This is a genomic window from Ornithinimicrobium sp., assembly GCF_030537745.1.
Classification (GTDB): Bacteria; Actinomycetota; Actinomycetes; order Actinomycetales; family Dermatophilaceae; genus Ornithinicoccus.
The window spans coordinates 37522-54114 of the sequence record NZ_JAUNVI010000010.1 but is presented as its reverse complement, the minus strand read 5'-3'; the positions used below and the strand labels follow the sequence as shown (position 1 = coordinate 54114).

Annotated in this window: 16 protein-coding genes; 8 read left to right on the top strand and 8 right to left on the bottom strand. The window is 66.5% G+C overall.

Annotated elements, in window-relative coordinates; genetic code table 11:
* Positions 1-420: 420 nt before the first annotated feature.
* Positions 421-738, bottom strand: a complete 318-nt coding sequence (locus Q4P07_RS04065) for a GrpB family protein (protein WP_303373618.1) — start codon at positions 736-738, stop codon at positions 421-423.
* Between the two features lie 223 nt (positions 739-961).
* Here Q4P07_RS04065 and Q4P07_RS04060 point away from each other — a divergent pair, with 223 nt between their 5' ends.
* The 3 genes from Q4P07_RS04060 (at position 962) to Q4P07_RS04050 (ending at position 3441) form a co-directional block, all read left to right on the top strand.
* The gene (locus Q4P07_RS04060; RefSeq protein ID WP_303373617.1) at positions 962-1861 is read left to right on the top strand and encodes a Rieske 2Fe-2S domain-containing protein; all 900 of its coding nucleotides are present in this window, start codon (positions 962-964) and stop codon (positions 1859-1861) included.
* Positions 1862-1874: 13 nt separating this feature from the next.
* Positions 1875-2459, top strand: coding sequence for a DUF488 family protein (locus tag Q4P07_RS04055; RefSeq protein ID WP_303373616.1), 585 nt, complete (start codon positions 1875-1877; stop codon positions 2457-2459).
* A gap of 148 nt (positions 2460-2607) precedes the next feature.
* A complete protein-coding gene (locus tag Q4P07_RS04050) occupies positions 2608-3441 on the top strand; it encodes an SDR family NAD(P)-dependent oxidoreductase (RefSeq protein ID WP_303373615.1) in 834 nt (277 codons plus the stop codon).
* Between the two features lie 14 nt (positions 3442-3455).
* Here Q4P07_RS04050 and Q4P07_RS04045 read toward each other — a convergent pair whose 3' ends face one another.
* Both Q4P07_RS04045 and Q4P07_RS04040 read right to left on the bottom strand, forming a co-directional pair.
* Positions 3456-4862 carry an FtsX-like permease family protein gene (locus Q4P07_RS04045; RefSeq protein WP_303373614.1) on the bottom strand — a complete coding sequence of 469 codons (1407 nt, stop codon included), beginning with the start codon at positions 4860-4862 and terminating at the stop codon, positions 3456-3458.
* A complete protein-coding gene (locus Q4P07_RS04040; protein ID WP_303373613.1) occupies positions 4859-5632 on the bottom strand; it encodes an ABC transporter ATP-binding protein in 774 nt (257 codons plus the stop codon). Before Q4P07_RS04040 ends, Q4P07_RS04045 begins: the two co-directional genes overlap by 4 nt.
* Before the next feature lie 174 nt (positions 5633-5806).
* Here Q4P07_RS04040 and Q4P07_RS04035 point away from each other — a divergent pair, with 174 nt between their 5' ends.
* The 4 genes from Q4P07_RS04035 (at position 5807) to Q4P07_RS04020 (ending at position 10933) form a co-directional block, all read left to right on the top strand.
* Positions 5807-7012 (top strand): sensor histidine kinase, encoded by a 1206-nt coding sequence (locus Q4P07_RS04035; RefSeq protein ID WP_303373612.1) that lies wholly within the window; start codon positions 5807-5809, stop codon positions 7010-7012.
* Position 7013: 1 nt separating this feature from the next.
* Positions 7014-7679, top strand: a complete 666-nt coding sequence (locus tag Q4P07_RS04030; RefSeq protein WP_303373611.1) for a response regulator transcription factor — start codon at positions 7014-7016, stop codon at positions 7677-7679.
* Positions 7680-7745: 66 nt separating this feature from the next.
* Complete coding sequence (locus Q4P07_RS04025) at positions 7746-10151, top strand: ABC transporter permease (protein WP_303373610.1); 2406 nt, start codon at positions 7746-7748, stop codon at positions 10149-10151.
* An 11-nt stretch (positions 10152-10162) separates the two neighbouring features.
* Positions 10163-10933 (top strand): ABC transporter ATP-binding protein, encoded by a 771-nt coding sequence (locus tag Q4P07_RS04020; protein ID WP_303373609.1) that lies wholly within the window; start codon positions 10163-10165, stop codon positions 10931-10933.
* Positions 10934-10984: 51 nt separating this feature from the next.
* Here Q4P07_RS04020 and Q4P07_RS04015 read toward each other — a convergent pair whose 3' ends face one another.
* Genes Q4P07_RS04015 through Q4P07_RS03995 form a run of 5 tightly spaced genes read right to left on the bottom strand, consistent with a single transcriptional unit; the run spans position 10985 to position 15974 of the window.
* Complete coding sequence (locus Q4P07_RS04015) at positions 10985-12034, bottom strand: lipoate--protein ligase family protein (RefSeq protein WP_303373608.1); 1050 nt, start codon at positions 12032-12034, stop codon at positions 10985-10987.
* 43 nt (positions 12035-12077) lie between these two features.
* Positions 12078-12305, bottom strand: a complete 228-nt coding sequence (locus tag Q4P07_RS04010) for a hexameric tyrosine-coordinated heme protein (RefSeq protein WP_303373607.1) — start codon at positions 12303-12305, stop codon at positions 12078-12080.
* Between the two features lie 48 nt (positions 12306-12353).
* Entirely contained in the window at positions 12354-13742 is a 1389-nt protein-coding gene (locus Q4P07_RS04005) for a cystathionine beta-synthase (RefSeq protein ID WP_303373606.1), read from the bottom strand.
* Between the two features lie 54 nt (positions 13743-13796).
* Positions 13797-15560: a TrkA family potassium uptake protein gene (locus tag Q4P07_RS04000; protein ID WP_303373605.1), complete on the bottom strand. Its 1764-nt coding sequence runs from the start codon at positions 15558-15560 to the stop codon at positions 13797-13799.
* 27 nt (positions 15561-15587) lie between these two features.
* Positions 15588-15974, bottom strand: coding sequence for a DUF6394 family protein (locus tag Q4P07_RS03995; protein ID WP_303373604.1), 387 nt, complete (start codon positions 15972-15974; stop codon positions 15588-15590).
* 54 nt (positions 15975-16028) lie between these two features.
* Here Q4P07_RS03995 and Q4P07_RS03990 point away from each other — a divergent pair, with 54 nt between their 5' ends.
* The gene (locus tag Q4P07_RS03990) at positions 16029-16547 is read left to right on the top strand and encodes a SprT-like domain-containing protein (RefSeq protein ID WP_303373603.1); all 519 of its coding nucleotides are present in this window, start codon (positions 16029-16031) and stop codon (positions 16545-16547) included.
* The last annotated feature ends 46 nt before the right edge of the window (positions 16548-16593 follow it).

The following is a 16593-nucleotide window of genomic DNA, read 5'->3' as shown; positions in this document are numbered from 1 at the left end:
GGGACCGGAGTTTGAGCACCAGAGAAGGGCAAAGGTATTCCTCAGGACGATCCCCACGACCGTCCGACCTTGACGCACCCAGCCGGGACGTCGCACTGGTACCTCGCCGCGCACGTGCGTACTTGCTCATCGGTCTCATCATCACGCTGGGCGTACTCCTGCTGCTTCTCACTGGCGAGACTGGAATGCTGACTTGGATGGGACTTGGCCTCGGGTTGGCCTGCCTGCTCGTCGGGACCGCGCAGCGAAGTTCCCTGCGTCACCAAGGCAACGAGTAGGCCAACGCTGGGCAGTTGCAACTCGTGCTTGCTGAGCCTGGGGCAACCTCGCCCTGCAGCGCCGAGACTCGTTGCGTATGGCCGGAAAGCTCCGCAATAGTCGTGCGGCCTGCGGCATGACCCGGTCGCTGGCCTTGAGTTGTCAGCTGTTCCCCTGGGGGTCGTTGAGGCGACGAATCGCTACGAGGTCCTCCCGACGCAGGTCTGACTCGGCCAGCATCTTCTGCAGCACCGCTGACTTGCGGGCGATGTAGGTGTTGATATCTACCTCGGGGTCGACAGCGAGTCCAGCCTTGATCGCGGCGTCTTCGTCGCGAAGGTCGCACCGACTGCGCAACACATCGCGCACGGCGAGGTGATTCTTGACGTGCAGGTTGTCTGGGGTACTGAGGTAGACATGACAACCCCTGGAAGTGCCCGCCGTAGGTCTGCGGCGACGTCCTGAAAGCGGCTGGCCCAAGCCGGGTCGGGCGCCTGGGTGACCTGTCCGGTGTCGTGTGCAGCCCTGTTGGCTGCCTGTTCCAGCAGTGCCACGTCGATGTCCTGTCGCAGGCGTGGCGTCTGTCGCTGCAGCCGGTGGTGCCGAGCGAGTGCCTTGTCGTCGGTGTGCTCGCGGCAGTAGGCTTGGGAGTTCCTGAGGAGCTCAGTGGCTCTCTGCGCGCACGTGAAGGGAGACGGTCTACATGTTGGCTTTCCTGTCTCGAGCAACGGCCCGGCTCACCGACTTCATCGAGGACGCAGAGTTCTTGGACGCCTTGTCTGGGCCGTTGGCCACGGGCGCGTCCAAGTTGCTCCCGCGGGGACCGGTCAACGACCTGCTCAGCGGCACTGCTGGGGGGCACCCGCTCCACCCAGCGTTGGTCCTGGCGCCGCTGGGTTGCTGGCTGTCGGCGACCACGCTGGATGCCTTGGGCGGGCCAGGAAGTCGCAACGCGGCACGGCGATTGCTTGGCGTGGGTAGCGTAGCCGCCCTGCCGGCAGCGCTGGCCGGCGTCAATGACTGGATGGACACTACGGGACCCGAGCAGCGGGTGGGGTTGGTGCACGCGTTGGTCAACGCCAGTGGTCTGAGCTTGTTCACCGCGAGCTGGTGGGTTCGAGGCCAGGGACACCACGGGGTCGGCGTCGCCTTGAGTTCGGGCGCCATGGCTCTGGCCGCAGCTGGTGGCTGGTTGGGCGGCCACCTAGCCTACGCGCGGGGGGTGGGGGTGGACACCACCGTCTTCCAGTCCGCGGTCCAGGACTGGACGGACGTGGGCACCGACGACCAGGTCCGCGAAGGCACCCCGATCCTGGTCCGGGCGCACGGCACCCCGGTCATGCTGGTCCGCGACGGGTCCACGATCATGGCATTGGCCGATCGATGCACCCACCGCGGGGCCCCGTTGCACGAGGGCACCATCGACGACGGATGCGTGACCTGCCCCTGGCACGGCAGCAAGTTCCGTCTTGCTGACGGCGCCATCACGCATGGCCCAGCCACGCGGCCACAACCCCGCTTCGACGTGCGCGTGATGAACGGCAGGGTCCAGGTGCGTCAAGCTGGGGTGCTCACCTCGCTCAGGACAAACCCCGTCTCCTGACCCAGGAGACCAGGTGGCCACGGTTGTTCATTTCATGACTGAACGACGGGCAACCCAGGACGCCCCACCGCGTGTCTTCACGGTCGGCCACTCCACGCGCGACTTTGTTGAACTTCTCGTGATGCTGCGTGCGAACGGCGTGACCGATCTTGTTGATGTACGTTCCTTTCCGTCTTCTCGGAAGTACCCCCAGTGGAACCAGGACGCGATCACCGAAGCGCTTCCCGCGGACATCCGGTACCGGTGGATCCGGGAGTTGGGCGGCCGCAGGTATACGCCAGCGGAGAGGACGAGCCCGAACGCGGCGTGGAGAGTCAAGGCCTTTCGCGACTACGCCGATCACATGAGTACCGACGAGTTTCGCGCCGGGCTCGCGGTGTTGCTGGAGATGGCGAACGAGTCGACGCCAGCAATCATGTGCAGCGAGGCCGTGCCGTGGCGGTGCCACCGGCGATTGATCACGGACGCACTCATCGTCGAGGGGGTGGAGGTGTTCGACGTCATGTCGGTCTCGACGACCCGGCGGGCGACGTTGAGTAATTTCGCACAGGTGAGCGACGGCAAGATCACCTATCCGCCACCAGTGGGTGATAGATGACTGTGCGGGTCGCGGATCCGCGCCGGGGCGGGGGAGGTGGCCCCCCTTTTGACAACGAACTCTGGGGGTGCATGATCCAAGTGATCACCGCGTCGAGCAGCCCGGACGCGCGTCGGCTGCCGTCCCTACTGCTTGAAGAAGGATCTGCATGGAGTCCAGGACCATCGTCATCACCGGAGCGAGTGACGGGATCGGTGCCGCCGCCGCACGCATTCTCAAAGCGGACGGGGCTGAGGTGGTGCTCGTGGGCCGAAGCCCTGACAAGACCGGCAGGCTCGCCCAGGAGCTGGACGTTCCGTTCCACCTCGCCGACTACACCGACCTGGACCAGGTCCGTCGCCTGGCCGCTGATCTGGACGCGACCTACTCCCGCATCGACGTCCTGGCCAACAATGCCGGGGCCATCATGGGTGAGCGGACGGTCACCACCGACGGGTTCGAGAAGACTTTCCAGGTCAACCACCTCGCGGGCTTCCTGCTGACACATCTGCTGATGCCCAAGCTCGTCGCCAGCAATGCCGCCGTGATCCAAACGGCGTCCCGCGCCGCGAAGGTGTTCTCAGCGTTCGACATCAACGATCTGCAGAACGAGAAGAACTACGCACCCCAGAGCGCTTACGGCAACGCCAAGCTCGCCAACATCCTGTTCACCCGCGAACTCCACCGTCGTTTCGTCGACCAAGGCATTTCGGCAGCCGCCTTCCACCCGGGGGTCGTGGCGAGCAACTTCGCGAGCGACACCACCCATTTCATGCGGTTCGCCTACCACACCCCCGTGCTGAAGAACCTCTTCACCATCTCCTCGGACAAGGGTGCGGCCCCGTTGGTCTGGCTCGCCACAGGCGCCCCAGGCTCCGACTGGAAGCGCGGAGAGTATTACGAGAAGAAGAAGCCCGTCCAATCTGTCCCACAAGCTCACGACGACGCACTCGCCTACCGGTTGTGGGAGGCCTCCGAGAGCATGCTCCACATCGCTGGGTGACGCGGGCGTCCGGCTTAAGCGGCGACGAGCTTGCTGATGACCTTGGGTGCGGGCTGCCGCAGCGATCGTAGGACGGGCATCGTGGTGCCGAGGGTCACGATGAGGAGGCAGATCAGAACGGTCAAGCCGAGAATCGGCCAGGGGATCGAGAGTTGTGACTGGGGTAGGAGGATCGCTAGGCCGCTGGCGAGCAGTGCTCCGCTCACTGCCGCCATGACCAGGCCGAGCAGACTGGCGGTGACGGTGATGATGACAGCCTCGAGCGCTGGCACGAGGAGTTGTTGGCGTGGTGTAGCCCCCAGGACGCCGGCGAGGGCGAGGTCGGCGCTGCGCTGACGTGACATCATCACCAGATTTCCCACTGAACCGGCGACGGCTATGGCCAGGCCCGAACCGAGGAGCGAGAGCAGCGTAGTAGTCGAGCTCCCTTCGAGGGGCGGAAGACCCAGCGCTCGCAAGGTTGCGGCGAAGGTGTCCCCGACGACCATCATGCCGAAGACGAGACCGACCGCGAACATGACCGGGACGATCGAGCGCACAAGCTGGTCGGACTTGGCAACGGCCGCGGTGCGGGCCAAGTGCCACGACACGCCTCGGAGCGGGAGAAGGCTGGTCCACAGGCGAGTCAGACCCGCACAGATCCACGGCAGGATCGTGGTCAGGGCGAGTCCGCTGATCGGGATCGCGTAGAAGGAGATCTGCATGAGGGTCTGCATCGCGTCGTCACCGAGCTCGCCAGCGTAGGCGTGGAATGCGGGGTAAGCCAGCGCCAACGCACCGACGCAGACCAGGAAGCGCAGACCGCGCAGGGTCGTGCGTACCGGGCCCTCGCGCCGTGACGGGGTGCCGGCGGCGTCCCGCAGGGCCTCGACCGGAGGGATCCGACTGGCGACGCGCGCTTGACGCAGGCCACCGACGATGGACAGAGCCATGAAAGCGACGGTGGTGGCGATCACCACTGAGGCAGGGATGGTGGCGGTCACGAGTGGCAGTTCGCGGTCTCGGCTGATGATGTCGAGGAGCGGTTGAGCACTCGCGATCGCGATGAGGCCCCCGACCAACCCGGCGAGGAGCGAGACGATCGCGACCTGTGTCGTGAGCAGTCGGCTGACCTGACCAGGGGTCGCGCCGCTGAGGAGGAGACGGGCGATCGCGCCGCGACGCGAGATCACGACGAGGCTTGTCGAGGCCCCGACGACGGCGATTCCGACGAGGCTGCTGAGAGCGATGTTGATCCAGCCGTAGGCAGTGAGCAGCGGGGCGCCATCGACGCCGAGGAGTTTTCGGGCGGCCGGGTCGGCGGCGGTCGTCACCAGCATCGCGGACACGATGAGCATGGCGTTGATCACCACGAAGGCCAGGCAGACGCCGAGCCAGGACAGCCAGGAGTCGCGCAGGTCAGCGATCGAGAGCCTGATCATGCTGCTGCCTCTTCCTGTGTGTTGCCGAGGTCAGCCAGGAGCTCGGCGACCTCGGATGCCTCCGGTTGGACCAGCTCGTGGACGAGATAGCCGTCGCGGAGAAAGAGCACCCGGTCGCACTTTGCCGCGACGAGGGGGTCGTGTGTGACGGCCAGGACGCACTGGTCGGCTTGGTGGGCGATAGCGCGCAACTCGTTGAGGACGACGGCGCCGCTATGGGTGTCGAGCGCGCCGGTTGGTTCATCGGCAAACACGATCCGCGGCCGCGCAGCGATCACTCGGGCGAGGGCGACCCGTTGCTGCTCGCCACCGGACATCACCACCGGGCGGGACCCAGCGAGCTTGGTGAGTCCGACAGTCTCCAGACTCGCCCGGATCTGGTCGGCCGGCGGCCTCACCCCACGCAGCCGGAAGGGCAGCGCCACATTTTCGTAGGCGGTGAGGGTGGGGACCAGGTTGTAGCTCTGGAAGACGAATCCGACGTCAGTGCGGCGGAGTTTGGCCAGTTGGGATCGCGACAGGTCCCTGGTCTGCCGGCCAAGGAGGGAGACGACGCCGGTGGTTGGCGCCTCAAGCCCCGCCAGGGTGTAGAGAAGGGTGGATTTGCCCGATCCCGAGGGGCCCATTACTGCGCACATCTCCCCAGCACGGACTTCCAGGCTCACCCCATGAAGGATCTCGACGTCGCGGGCGCCAGCCCGATAGGACTTGGTCACATTGACCGCCTCGACGAGGACGGTGGGTGGCGCGGTGATCTGTTCTGTCTGCATACCTCGATCATGGATGGGTGACCCGGATCAACGCGTCGCGCTGCAGTCACGAACAGGCGCGGCGCAGTCACGCTTCGCCACCACCGGACCATGACCGTGGTCATGGTCGCAGGGCGCCAACCAGTGCCGATAGTCTCGTGCCTGGTGATCTGGTGTCTGGATAGGGTCTAGCAGATGAGCACAGATGCGGAACGGCACAACCCCACCGGGTGGAGCGGGGTGCTTGATCTGATCAGTGCCACCGCCTTTCTGCTCGCTGCCCTGAGCGTGGGGACTGCCTTCACCGAGGGGGTGGGGCCGGGGCTCTTCCTCCTAGGGGGTGTCGGCGTCGCTGCGCTGCTGTGGATCCGGGTGCGTCAGGAGCACGAGGCCTGGGCTGCCTACGGACTCACCGCCGTAGCGCTGGTCTGCACCGCGTTCCCCTCCGGCGGGCCGTACGCCTACGTGCTGCTCGTCGTCGCCGTCGCTCTGCTCGGCTTCGTCGTCGGTCTCGGTGCCGCCCTCGGCGCAGTCGCCATCATCGTCCTCACCCTGGCCCTCACCCTCGTTGCGACCTACGATCCGGGACTGCTAGACACCGTGAGGCAGACCGCCGGTGTGGCGGCACTTCTCCTCGTGGGCGCCGGCTTCGGCGGGTTGCTTCGCACCCTGGACCGGGCACGGAGCACTGCCCTTCACCGGGGTATGGAGCTCGAGACCACGAACGAGCGGCTTCGGGCCGCCCTTGTCACTGAGCGCGAGTTTGTCCTGGCCCAGGAGCGCGCACGCTCGGCCCGCGAACTCCACGACGGCCTCGGCCACCGGCTCACCTTGGTGGCAATGAGCCTCCAGTACGCCGAGCGGATGCAGGACCGGGACCCCGTCAAGGCGTGGGCCGAGGTCGCGACCGCGGCGAGCACGAACCAGGGCGCACTCGACCTCATGCGCTTGTGGGCGCGTGCGCTCGATCCCCCGCCGCATGCAGCTGGCGTTGGGGGTGCCGCCGCTTTTGACGCGATCGCGGAGGCGTTTCGTGGGACCGGGCTGGACGTGGCCGTGACCCACCGCGGCAGCGACGACTCCCTCCCTGAGCAGATCAGTCTCTTTGCGACGCGCTTCGTCCAGGAGGGTTTGACCAACGTCTTGCGGCACGCGGACGCGACTCGGGTCACTGTCGACTTCCTGCAGAGCCCGCAGCAGGTGCGGATCGCCCTGCGTGACGACGGTCGAGGTGCGGCGGTGCCCCACGACGGGTTCGGTCTCAGGTCGCTGCGGGAGCGGGCCGCGGCGCTGGGGGGCACCTTGACTTCGGGCGTGGTCGTCGACGGAGGGTGGCAACTCGTCGTCGTGCTCCCGCTCTCCGACGATCACGTCCCTGCGCTCGTCGGAGAGGCGACCTGAGATGCGGGTCGTCATCGTCGACGACCAACAGCTGATGCGGCGAGGCTTGACCATGCTCCTAGGCACTGAGGACGGGATCGAGGTCGTCGGAGAAGCAGGCCACGGCCGCGAGGCTTTGGCCGTGGTGGCCACGAGCCGGCCCGACGTCGTCCTCACTGACGCCCAGATGCCAGTGATGGGGGGTGTGGAGTTGGTTGCCGAGCTTCGCCGCGTGCACCCGGAACTGCCGGTCATCATCCTCACCACGTTCGACGACGATGATCTCGTTCGTCGAGCCATCGCTGCCGGGGCTGCGGGATTCCTCCTCAAGGACTCCTCGACCACTGACCTCGTCCACGCCATCAAAGCCGTGGCCGACGGAGGCTTGGTCATCGACCCTCGGGTCGCCCGGGCAGCCCTGTCCCGCCCCTCCGCCGACCAGAGCCCAGCACGTGTCGACACCAGTCCCTTGGCCGTCCTCACCCGGGCCGAGCGCGCAGTCGCTACCGAGGTAGCGACCGGAGCGACGAACAGCGAGATTGCCGCGACCCTCGTGATCGCCGAGGGGACGGTCAAGAACCACGTCTCGGCGCTGCTGCGAAAGCTCGGTCAACGTGACCGCACGGCGCTGGCGCTCCTCCTGGCCCGCTACCTCGTGCCCCGGGACATGGGCTCTTCCCCCTCTTGACCGCCATCACGCGTCAGGCGGACCAAGGATAGGTTTGACTTACAACATGGGAGGGGGCATGAGGTGGTGAAGAAGGACTCGCTCTACCTGCGATATGGCTACAACGACCTGGTCAAGAACAAGGGTGTCAACCTGGCGCTGTTTGTCATCCTCCTCTTCAGTGCCTTTTTGATGGCCACTGGCGCGATGGTGATGGAGCGATCGGTGGGTTCGGTCGACGAACTCTTCGATCAGGCGAAGCCGCCGCACTTCCTGCAGATGCACAAGGGCGACTACGACCCAGACACGCTCTCCGGTTTCGCCAGTGTCCATCCAGAGATCGAATCCTGGCTCGTCGAGGACATGCTCGGGTTCGACGGAGCGGCCATCGCCTGGAGGCGCCCCGCAACCGGTGAGAGCGGGGATTTCTCCGGCAGCCTCATCGACAACCTTTTCGTGACGCAGAACGAGGACTTCGACTTCCTCATCGACGAGGGGGGCGCGATCCCGCGGCCCTCAGCGGGCGAGGGCTATGTCCCGGTGGGCTACCAGCAAGAATTCGGTCTCCAGGTTGGCGATGAGCTCAGCATCCGGACGGACTCAGGAAGCCATGGCTTGACCGTCGCAGGTTTCATCCGTGACTCCCAGATGGCCTCATCACTGTCCTCGGCCACGCGGTTCCTGGTGTCCGAAGGAGACTTCCAGGACCTGGCACGTGCTGGTGGCGGGGATCCGGAGATCATCGTGGAGTATCGACTCAGCGATCCCTCCGTGACCTCGCAATTTCAGACAGCGTATGAAGCGGACGCTGCCTTGCCGAAGAACGGGCAGGCGGTGACCTACCAAATGATCCGGCTGATCAATGCCTTCAGCGACGGGTTGGTCGCCATAGCACTGGTCTTCGTCAGTGGGTTGTTGATGGTGATCGCGTTGCTCAACCTGCGTTTCGTGATCCGTGGCACCCTCGAGGAGGAAGTCCGCCAGATCGGCGTCATGAAAGCCATCGGCCTTCCGAACAAGGCCATCACGGCTCTGTACTTGTCCAAGTACAAAGTGATGGCCGTGCTCGGCTGCGCCATGGGCGGCGTGCTAGCCGTCATCGCCACCCGGTTGCTGACGCGCAGCATCCAGGTGAACTACGCCCAGGCTCCGGTGGGAGTCATGACGTTCCTGGTGCCGTTCTTGGCGCTGCTGGTTGTCTACCTGATGGTCATCGCGATGTGTCGCGCGGTGCTGCTTGGGGTCCGTCGGGTGGAGGTCGTCGGTGCTCTGGTGCACGGCAGCACCCTGGATGAGAAGCAGAGTGCGCGTCGCGCCACACGGCTTGCCCAGCGCGCTCGGCATACCGACCTGTCCTCCGCCGGTGGCGGGAGCCTGAACCGCCGACTCGCGCTGCTCGACCTGCGAGCCGAAGGCAGTCAGTGGATCCTGATCCCCCTGGTCTTCGCGTTGGCGGCGGTCCTGATCATCCTCCCGACGAACCTGCTCACCACCTTTGAGAGCCCCCGCTTCATGACCTACATGGGTGCTCCGCACAGTGATCTGCGAGCGGATCTCCAGTTCTCCGATGACCTGGACAGTGCCCATCAACAGATCCTTACGCAGATGGAGGCCGACGATCGGCTGGCCCAGGTGCGTGATTTCGCGAACCTTCTCTATCAGACCCCGGGAGAGGAGGGGTGGGAACCCTTGCGGGTCGAGGTAGGTGATTACTCTGCCGGCACCGTGGAGTTCCTCGAGGGCAAGGCCCCGCGCGAGGGCGAGATCGCCCTGTCAGTCCTGAATGCAGACGAGCACCACCTGTCGGTCGGTGCGCAGATGTCCATCCGTCGCAGCAGTTCCGACCCCGCTCAAGCGGTCTTGGTCAGCGGCATCTACCAAGACGTCACCAGCGGCGGTTACACCGCCAAGATGCAGGGAGAGGTGTCCTCCGACGCCCTTGGCTACGTGATCTATGCCGACACCGTCAAGGATGCCGACGCCGCGGCCCTGGCCCGGGAGTACAGCGCCAACTACCCCTCGGCCAGCGTCATCCCGATGCAGGCCTACGTGCAACAGACGCTGTCCTATGTCACCCGTGCTTTCCGGAGCGCGGCGATCTTGGCGTGTGTCTTCGGCGTAGGGGTGGCGCTGCTGATCACGAGCCTGTTCCTCAAACTCCGCCTCACTCGCGAGCGGACCAAGATGGGCGTGTTGAGCGCCATCGGCTTCTCCTCCCGTGAGATCGCCTTCCAGGTCCGATTCAAGGTCCTGCTCGCCGTGGTGGCGGGCACCCTCGTCGGTATCGTGCTCGCCGCCACTGCTGGGGAGTCACTGGTCGGTGCGGTCATCTCCAGGGCCGGGCTCGGGATCTCCAGCCTGGACTTCATCCCCACCCCGTGGCTGGTCTACCTGGCCTACCCGCTGGGCTTGATCGCGGCCGGATACCTCGGCGCGGTCGCGCTGACATCACGACTGCACGCCCCTGACAAGAGCGCATGGCTCAAAGGATGACCGGAGAGAGTATGTCGAACACCACGCCCGCGACGCTCGAGTGCAAGAACCTGACCAAGACGTACTCCTCCACAGATCCACCCACGCAAGTGCTCAACGGGATCGACCTCACGGTCGAGGCTGGTGAGTTCCTCGTCATCATGGGGGCCTCCGGCTCCGGGAAATCTACCCTCCTCTACAACGTGAGTGGAATGGACCGCCCCACCAGCGGAAGCGTCCACCTCCTCGGGCGCGATCTCACGTCGTTGAGCGACGCCGAGATGAGCCACGTCCGGCTGACGCAGATGGGCTTCATCTTCCAGCAGGGCTATTTTCTAGGGAACCTCAACATCCGCGACAACATCCTGCTGCCGGCGTTGAAAGCCGCGCCCGACGCGACGGAGGAGGCCACCGCGCGGGTCGATGCGCTGATGGAACGATTTGGCATCGTCGAGGTCAGGCGGCACGGCATCACCGAGGTCTCGGGCGGTCAGCCGCAGCGCGCCTCGATCAGCCGCGCCCTCGCCTCCTCCCCGGCCGTGCTGTTTGCCGACGAGCCGACGGGGGCGCTGAACAGCAGCATGTCCACCGAGGTCATGGATGCCCTGAGCGACGTGCACGCCAGCGGAACCACCCTGATAATGGTGACGCATGACCCCGCGTGCGCGGCACGCGGTGACCGGGTCATCTACCTGCGAGACGGTCGCCTCATCGACGCGCGCTCATTGGGGACTTGGACCGAGGATCGCGCGACCGAGCGGGAGGACGAACTGCTGGCCTGGTTGCGAGAACTGGGCTTCTAGCAGACTGGACCAGGGGTGGACAAGCGGCGTGGGTCCGCCCACCCAGAGCGGTCAGGGGACCCGGTGCGTCCACTCCGGCCGGCTGAACTTGCTCTCCACCAGCGACTGCGCCGCGGCCAGCTCGGCCTCGGTGTAGTCGCGGCGTGCCGTGGCGTACTTGCCCTCAAAGTGCTTCATGAAGGAGTCGATGATCTGCGCACGCGGCAGGCCGGTCTGCGAGCGCATCGGGTCCACGCGCTTGTTGGCCGACGTGGTGCCCTTGTCGGACATCTTCTCCCGCCCGATCCGCAGCACCTCCAGCATCTTGTCCGCGTCGATGTCGTAGGCCATGGTCACGTGGTGCAGCACGACGCCGCCGGCGAGCCGACGCTGCGCCGCCCCGGCGATCTTGCCCTTGTCCGAGGCGATGTCGTTGATCGGCACATAGCGGGCAGTGATCCCGAGCTCGGCCAACGCCCCCATCACCCAGTCGTCGAGGAACTCGTAGGAACGCTGGAAGCTCAGGCCCTCCACCAGGGAGGCCGGCACGATCAGCGAGTAGGTGATGCAGTTGCCCGGCTCCATGAACATCGCACCACCACCGGTGATCCGCCTCACCACGTCGATGCCGTGCCGCTCCCGCCCCTCCTCGTCGATCTCATTCTGGTAGGACTGAAAGCTGCCGATCACGACCAGGCCCCGGTCCCAGTCCCAGAAGCGCAGGCTCGGCCCCGACTCCCCACGCCCGACCGCGCCGGCCAGCACCTCATCGAGGGCGACGTGCATCCGCGGGTCCATCGTCACCGGCGGGATCAGGTCGAAGGTGTGGTCCTCCCAGCGCGTGGCAAAACCCAGCGCGCGCCGCACTGCGATCCCGACCGCTTCGGGGGTGAAGCCGATGAGTTCGGCGTGCTCGGGCAGCCGCGCCGCGATCGAGGTCGCGATGTCCTCGACCGCGACGTCGTCGGCGAGCCCCACGAGGGCGGCGTTGATGTCCTCCAGGGCCTCGTCGGGTTCGAGGAAGAAGTCGCCGGAGACGGTGGCCTCGCTGATCCTCCCGTCGGTGGCCTGGAGATCGACGGCGACCAGCTTGCCACCCGGAACCTTGTATTCACCGCGCACGATGACCGAGCCTACCCGCGAGCGGACAGGAGCTTCGCGAGGGTCAGGAGCGCCAGTAGTCGTTGGCGGCGGCGACCGTCTGGAAGTTGATGGCGACAACCTGGGAGGCCATCGTCAGGCTGTCGGCATTCTCGGCGTACTCCGGACGGAGCCGAGTGCGGACGTCGGCGTCCGGCTGCGTGTAGCCGACGCCCTTGCGCGACAACTTGAGCGCAAGCTCGAAGCCGTCTTGGGGAGTGTCGGTCTTGAGGGTAGTGAGCCAGGAGTCCATGCCGACACCCTCCCATCTTCGGTGCTGGCGTGTCAGGAACCGGAAGATTTAGAGTGATCCGGCCCGACCGGAAAGAGCGAGCAGGTCGGCATGGGTCAAGATGCCGATCGGCTTGCCGTCCTGCAGCACCAGAGCAGCTTCTGACTCCTCCAGGGGGCCCTCCGCAGCGTCCAGCGGCGCACCCGCGCCGAGCCACGTCATACCAGCGCCGAGGTGTTGCTGCACGGTGTCGGTCGGCTGGGCGCTGCCATGGGAGAGCGCCTCGAGCAGGTCGCGCTCGCTGACCGCCCCGGCGATCTCGCCGGTGGTCACGGGCAGCTCTGCAGTGAGGACCGGCAGCTGGGGGTGTCCGCAGGCGCGCAGCGCGTCGAGCGCCTGCGCCACCGTGTCGGTAGGCCGCAGATGCGGCAGTGCGGCCTCGCCACCGGCGCCGGCGCGAAGTGCGTCCCCGACGGTCGGGCCATCCGTGGTCCTCAGGAAGCCGTAGGTGGTCATCCACTCGTCGTTGAAAATCTTGGACAGGTAGCCGCGCCCCGAGTCGGGGAGCAGGACGACGACCACCGCGTCGGCGGGGAGCTCGCGCGCGACCTTCAGCGCCGCGACTACCGCCATCCCGCAGGAGCCGCCGACCAGCAGCCCTTCCTCGCGCGCCAGCCGCCGGGTCATCGCGAACGACTCGGCATCGGTGACCTCGACGACGTCGTCGACCTGGGCAGGGTCGTAGGCGTCCGGCCAGAAGTCCTCGCCGACCCCTTCGACTAGATAGGGCCGGCCGCCGCCGCCAGAGAAGATCGAGCCTTCCGGGTCAGCGGCGATGACGCGGACGCGACCGCTGGGGCGGTCCGCGGACGCTTCGCGCAGGAAGCGTCCCGCGCCCGAGATCGTGCCACCAGTGCCCGCACCGGTGACGAAGTGGGTGACCTCGCCGTCGGTGTCGGCCCAGATCTCCGGGCCTGTCGTCTCGTAGTGGGACAGTGGCCCGTTGGGATTGGAGTACTGGTCCGGCTTCCACGCACCCGGCGTCTCGCGGACGATCCGGTCGGAGACGGAGTAGTAGGACTGCGGGTCGTCGGGAGCGACCGAGGTGGGCGTCACCACGACCTGCGCGCCATACGCCTTGAGCACATCGCGTTTGTCCGTGCTGACCTTGTCGGGGCAGACGAAGATGCACGAGTAGCCCTTGCGCTGGGCGATCAGGGCGAGGCCGACGCCCGTGTTGCCCGAGGTTGGCTCCACGATGGTGCCTCCGGGCTGCAGGGCGCCGGACTCCTCGGCCGCCTCGATGAGCCTGAGGGCGATGCGGTCCTTGACCGATCCGCCGGGATTGACATACTCCACCTTGGCCAAGACCGTTGCGACGATGTCGCCGGTGACGGAGTTCAACTTGACCAGGGGCGTGTTTCCCACGAGGTCGGCGATGTGCTCGGCATACTTCACCCGTCGATCTTCACACAACGACCGTCCGGTGTGGCAGGGGCGACCGTCCGGTTGTCAGGCGGCGGTGCGGCCGGCACGCCGCGCGCGGCGCCGCCAGATCTGCTTCTGCACCTGACGGAAGGCCCACGCCGTGGCCACCTCGCGCCCGGTCACCACATACTCCACCGCGGAGTCATGGAAGACGATCGACTCCGCGATGTCCAGGTCCTGCTCCTGGCCCAGCAGCAGGATCTGGTCGCCCTCGCGCAGGTCCAGGTCGAGGTCGGGCACGAAGATGCGGCGCCCGTCGCGCACCAGCACCGCCGGGAAGGCGGCCAGGCCGGTGTCCCAGTCGTCCGGGTCGCGCAGCAGGTCGCCGAGGGTGAGGGGGGAGTGGCGCATCCACCGCACCGCGGCCGGCGCCCGGTGGTACTCCAGGGAGAGCATCAGGCTCGAGGGGGTCTCGTCCCCGACGACGTTGACGATGTCCTCGAGCACGTCGGAGTCCCACTTGTCGTCCTCGTGCAGCACGTGGTCAATAAACGACCAATAGTTCGGCGAGGTGATCCGCGCGACCGCCTCCCGGGCCAGCAGCTCGGTGGGCACAAACACCGAGTCGGCGTCGAAGGCCCGCAGCGGCGCCTCGTTGACCGCAGAGTTCTGCCGGATGGCGATGAAGAGCGCATCATTCTCGATCCGGGCGTGGGCGGCCATCGCCATGTTGATGATGTCGGACTCGGCGCCGGCGATGAAGCCGACGGCGTCCGACACGTCCGGGCGGCCGTAGGCGGGATCGACCAGATCGACGTCCAGCCCGGCACTCTCCAGGTCGCGGGTGACCTCGGCGCCGAAGGAGCCGTCCGCGCAGACCACCCACCTGCCCTCGTCGAGTCGTTCCAGCTTTTCCGGCAGCTCGGTCCCGCGCGGGCTCATCAGCCACGACGCCAGCCGGAACCCGCTGGGCCGGCGCAGCGCCATCACCAGGAAGGCGCCATACCGGTCGAAGGGATTGATGATCACGTCCGCGGCGAAGTCATGCATCTGCTGCGCCCGCTCCCGGTCGCTGCAACGCGCGATCACCATCAGCTCGGGCCGCAGCAGGTTGACCGACATCACGACGGACAGGTTTGTCTCATCGTTGTCGGTCAGCGCTAGGACCGCTTCGCACAGGTCGTGTCCCAGCCCGGCCATCCCGAGGATCCGCGGATCACGGCCGCTGGCCGCATAGGCGGCGATGTCGCTGCGGTAGCCGTCGAAGGCCACCCGTTGCACCCGGTCCGGGTCGCTGTCGATGACGACAAACTCCCGACCCTGGTCCTGCAGCGCGCGACACACCGCCTCGCCCGCTTGGCCATATCCGACGACCAGCACGAACGGATTCTGGATGTTGCGCACCCGGCGGCGGAAACGCTGCAGCGAGATGGCCAGACGGAAGGTCTTCTCCTGCGAGAGGGTTAGCAGCACGCCGGCCGAGTAGGTCCAGACCAGCACGCAGGAGTAGATCGTCAGGATGACCCACAGCCGCTGCGGGTAGGAGAACTCGTAGGGGATCTCGCCGAAACCGATCGTCATCCCGGTGTAGCTGACGATGTAGAAGGAGTCGAAGAGCGTGAGCCGCTGAGGGTTCTCCGCCGTCCCAGGCATCAGCGAGAGCCCGAAGCTCATCAGGGAGAAGACGCTGACGAAAGCGACGAGCGGCACCCTCATGCCGCGCAGGACCAGGAAGACCGCGTCCGTGGTGGGCGGCTCGTCGGGCACGTCGACGCGAACCCGACGCAGGCTGTCCGGGCGGTTGCGCGCGGGCTTGCCGCGCTGCAGGAGCTGGAGGAGGTTGACCATCAGGTCCGCAGATCAGCCGGCGCGGCCTCAGCGACGCCGATAGGAGACGGTCTCGAGGACCAAGAGGATGACCGAGACAAGATTGGCCAGGAGCGCGCCCGCGGCGATGGAGACCACGCTGGCCAGGTGCGTGTCCGTCATACCGCCCGGGTCGATGTTGGAGCTCCACACCCACACCGCGGTGGCGATGAGGAGCTGGATGCTCGCCACCAGGCTGGTCGCCAACTGCACCGCCCCGATCTGGGTCCGGTCCCCGAACTTTAAGATGGTGGCGATGATGTTGACCGCGACGGCGGCATAGAGCTCATAGACGTTGTGCAGGTCCGGGTCAGTCATGTCGCCGATGACGTAGCCAAAGTTCAGGGTGGCGGCCAGCAGCACGAAGAAGCCGAAGACGACCTTCTCAAGGTTCACACCGATGACCTTAACGCCGTGGGCCCGTCAGTGCCTGCTCCTAGGATCACTGGCGTGGATCTTCAACTCGCGGTCCGGCTCGCACGTAGCCTGATGGACCAGCACGGCTTGGGTGCGTGGGGGTTCGACTTTGATCGCGCCAAGGTGAGGGCGGGAGCCTGCCACTTCGGCGATCATCGGATCACGCTGAGCCGGGCGTTGACCGGTGCGCACGGCGAGGAAGAGGTGCGTGAGACGGTGCTCCACGAGATCGCGCACGCGCTCGTCGGCCCCCGGCACGGCCACGATCAGGTATGGCGAGCCCAGGCCCTGGCGCTGGGCGCGACAGGCCGGCGCTGCTACTCCGGCGGGGCGGAGCCGGTGGTGCCGGGACGGTGGCAGGGCCGCTGTGCAGCGGGGCACGTCGTGCACCGACATCGCCGTCCGAGCAGGGTGCTCCTGTGCACCAGGTGCACCCGAGCGGGTGACCTGGCGCGGGTGCTGAACTGGGCCTACGACGGTGACCCTGTCGGCCTGGAGCACCTGGGCGCCCAAGTGCGGCGCGACCTCGCCTACCTTCGCCAACGCTCCTGACTTGCCCGTCGCCTTGACCAAAGCGTGACCAAACGGTGCGTGATGT

Excerpts from the sequence above, each read along its gene's own strand:
- Q4P07_RS04000 (WP_303373605.1), bottom strand. The coding sequence starts at position 15,560 with ATGGTCAACCTCCTCCAGCTCCTGCAGCGCGGCAAGCCCGCGCGCAAC.
- Q4P07_RS04050 (WP_303373615.1), top strand. The coding sequence starts at position 2,608 with ATGGAGTCCAGGACCATCGTCATCACCGGAGCGAGTGACGGGATCGGT.
- Q4P07_RS04035 (WP_303373612.1), top strand. The coding sequence starts at position 5,807 with ATGAGCACAGATGCGGAACGGCACAACCCCACCGGGTGGAGCGGGGTG.
- Q4P07_RS04060 (WP_303373617.1), top strand. The coding sequence starts at position 962 with ATGTTGGCTTTCCTGTCTCGAGCAACGGCCCGGCTCACCGACTTCATC.
- Q4P07_RS04030 (WP_303373611.1), top strand. The coding sequence starts at position 7,014 with ATGCGGGTCGTCATCGTCGACGACCAACAGCTGATGCGGCGAGGCTTG.
- Q4P07_RS04040 (WP_303373613.1), bottom strand. The coding sequence starts at position 5,632 with ATGCAGACAGAACAGATCACCGCGCCACCCACCGTCCTCGTCGAGGCG.
- Q4P07_RS04010 (WP_303373607.1), bottom strand. The coding sequence starts at position 12,305 with ATGGACTCCTGGCTCACTACCCTCAAGACCGACACTCCCCAAGACGGC.
- Q4P07_RS04045 (WP_303373614.1), bottom strand. The coding sequence starts at position 4,862 with ATGATCAGGCTCTCGATCGCTGACCTGCGCGACTCCTGGCTGTCCTGG.
- Q4P07_RS04020 (WP_303373609.1), top strand. The coding sequence starts at position 10,163 with ATGTCGAACACCACGCCCGCGACGCTCGAGTGCAAGAACCTGACCAAG.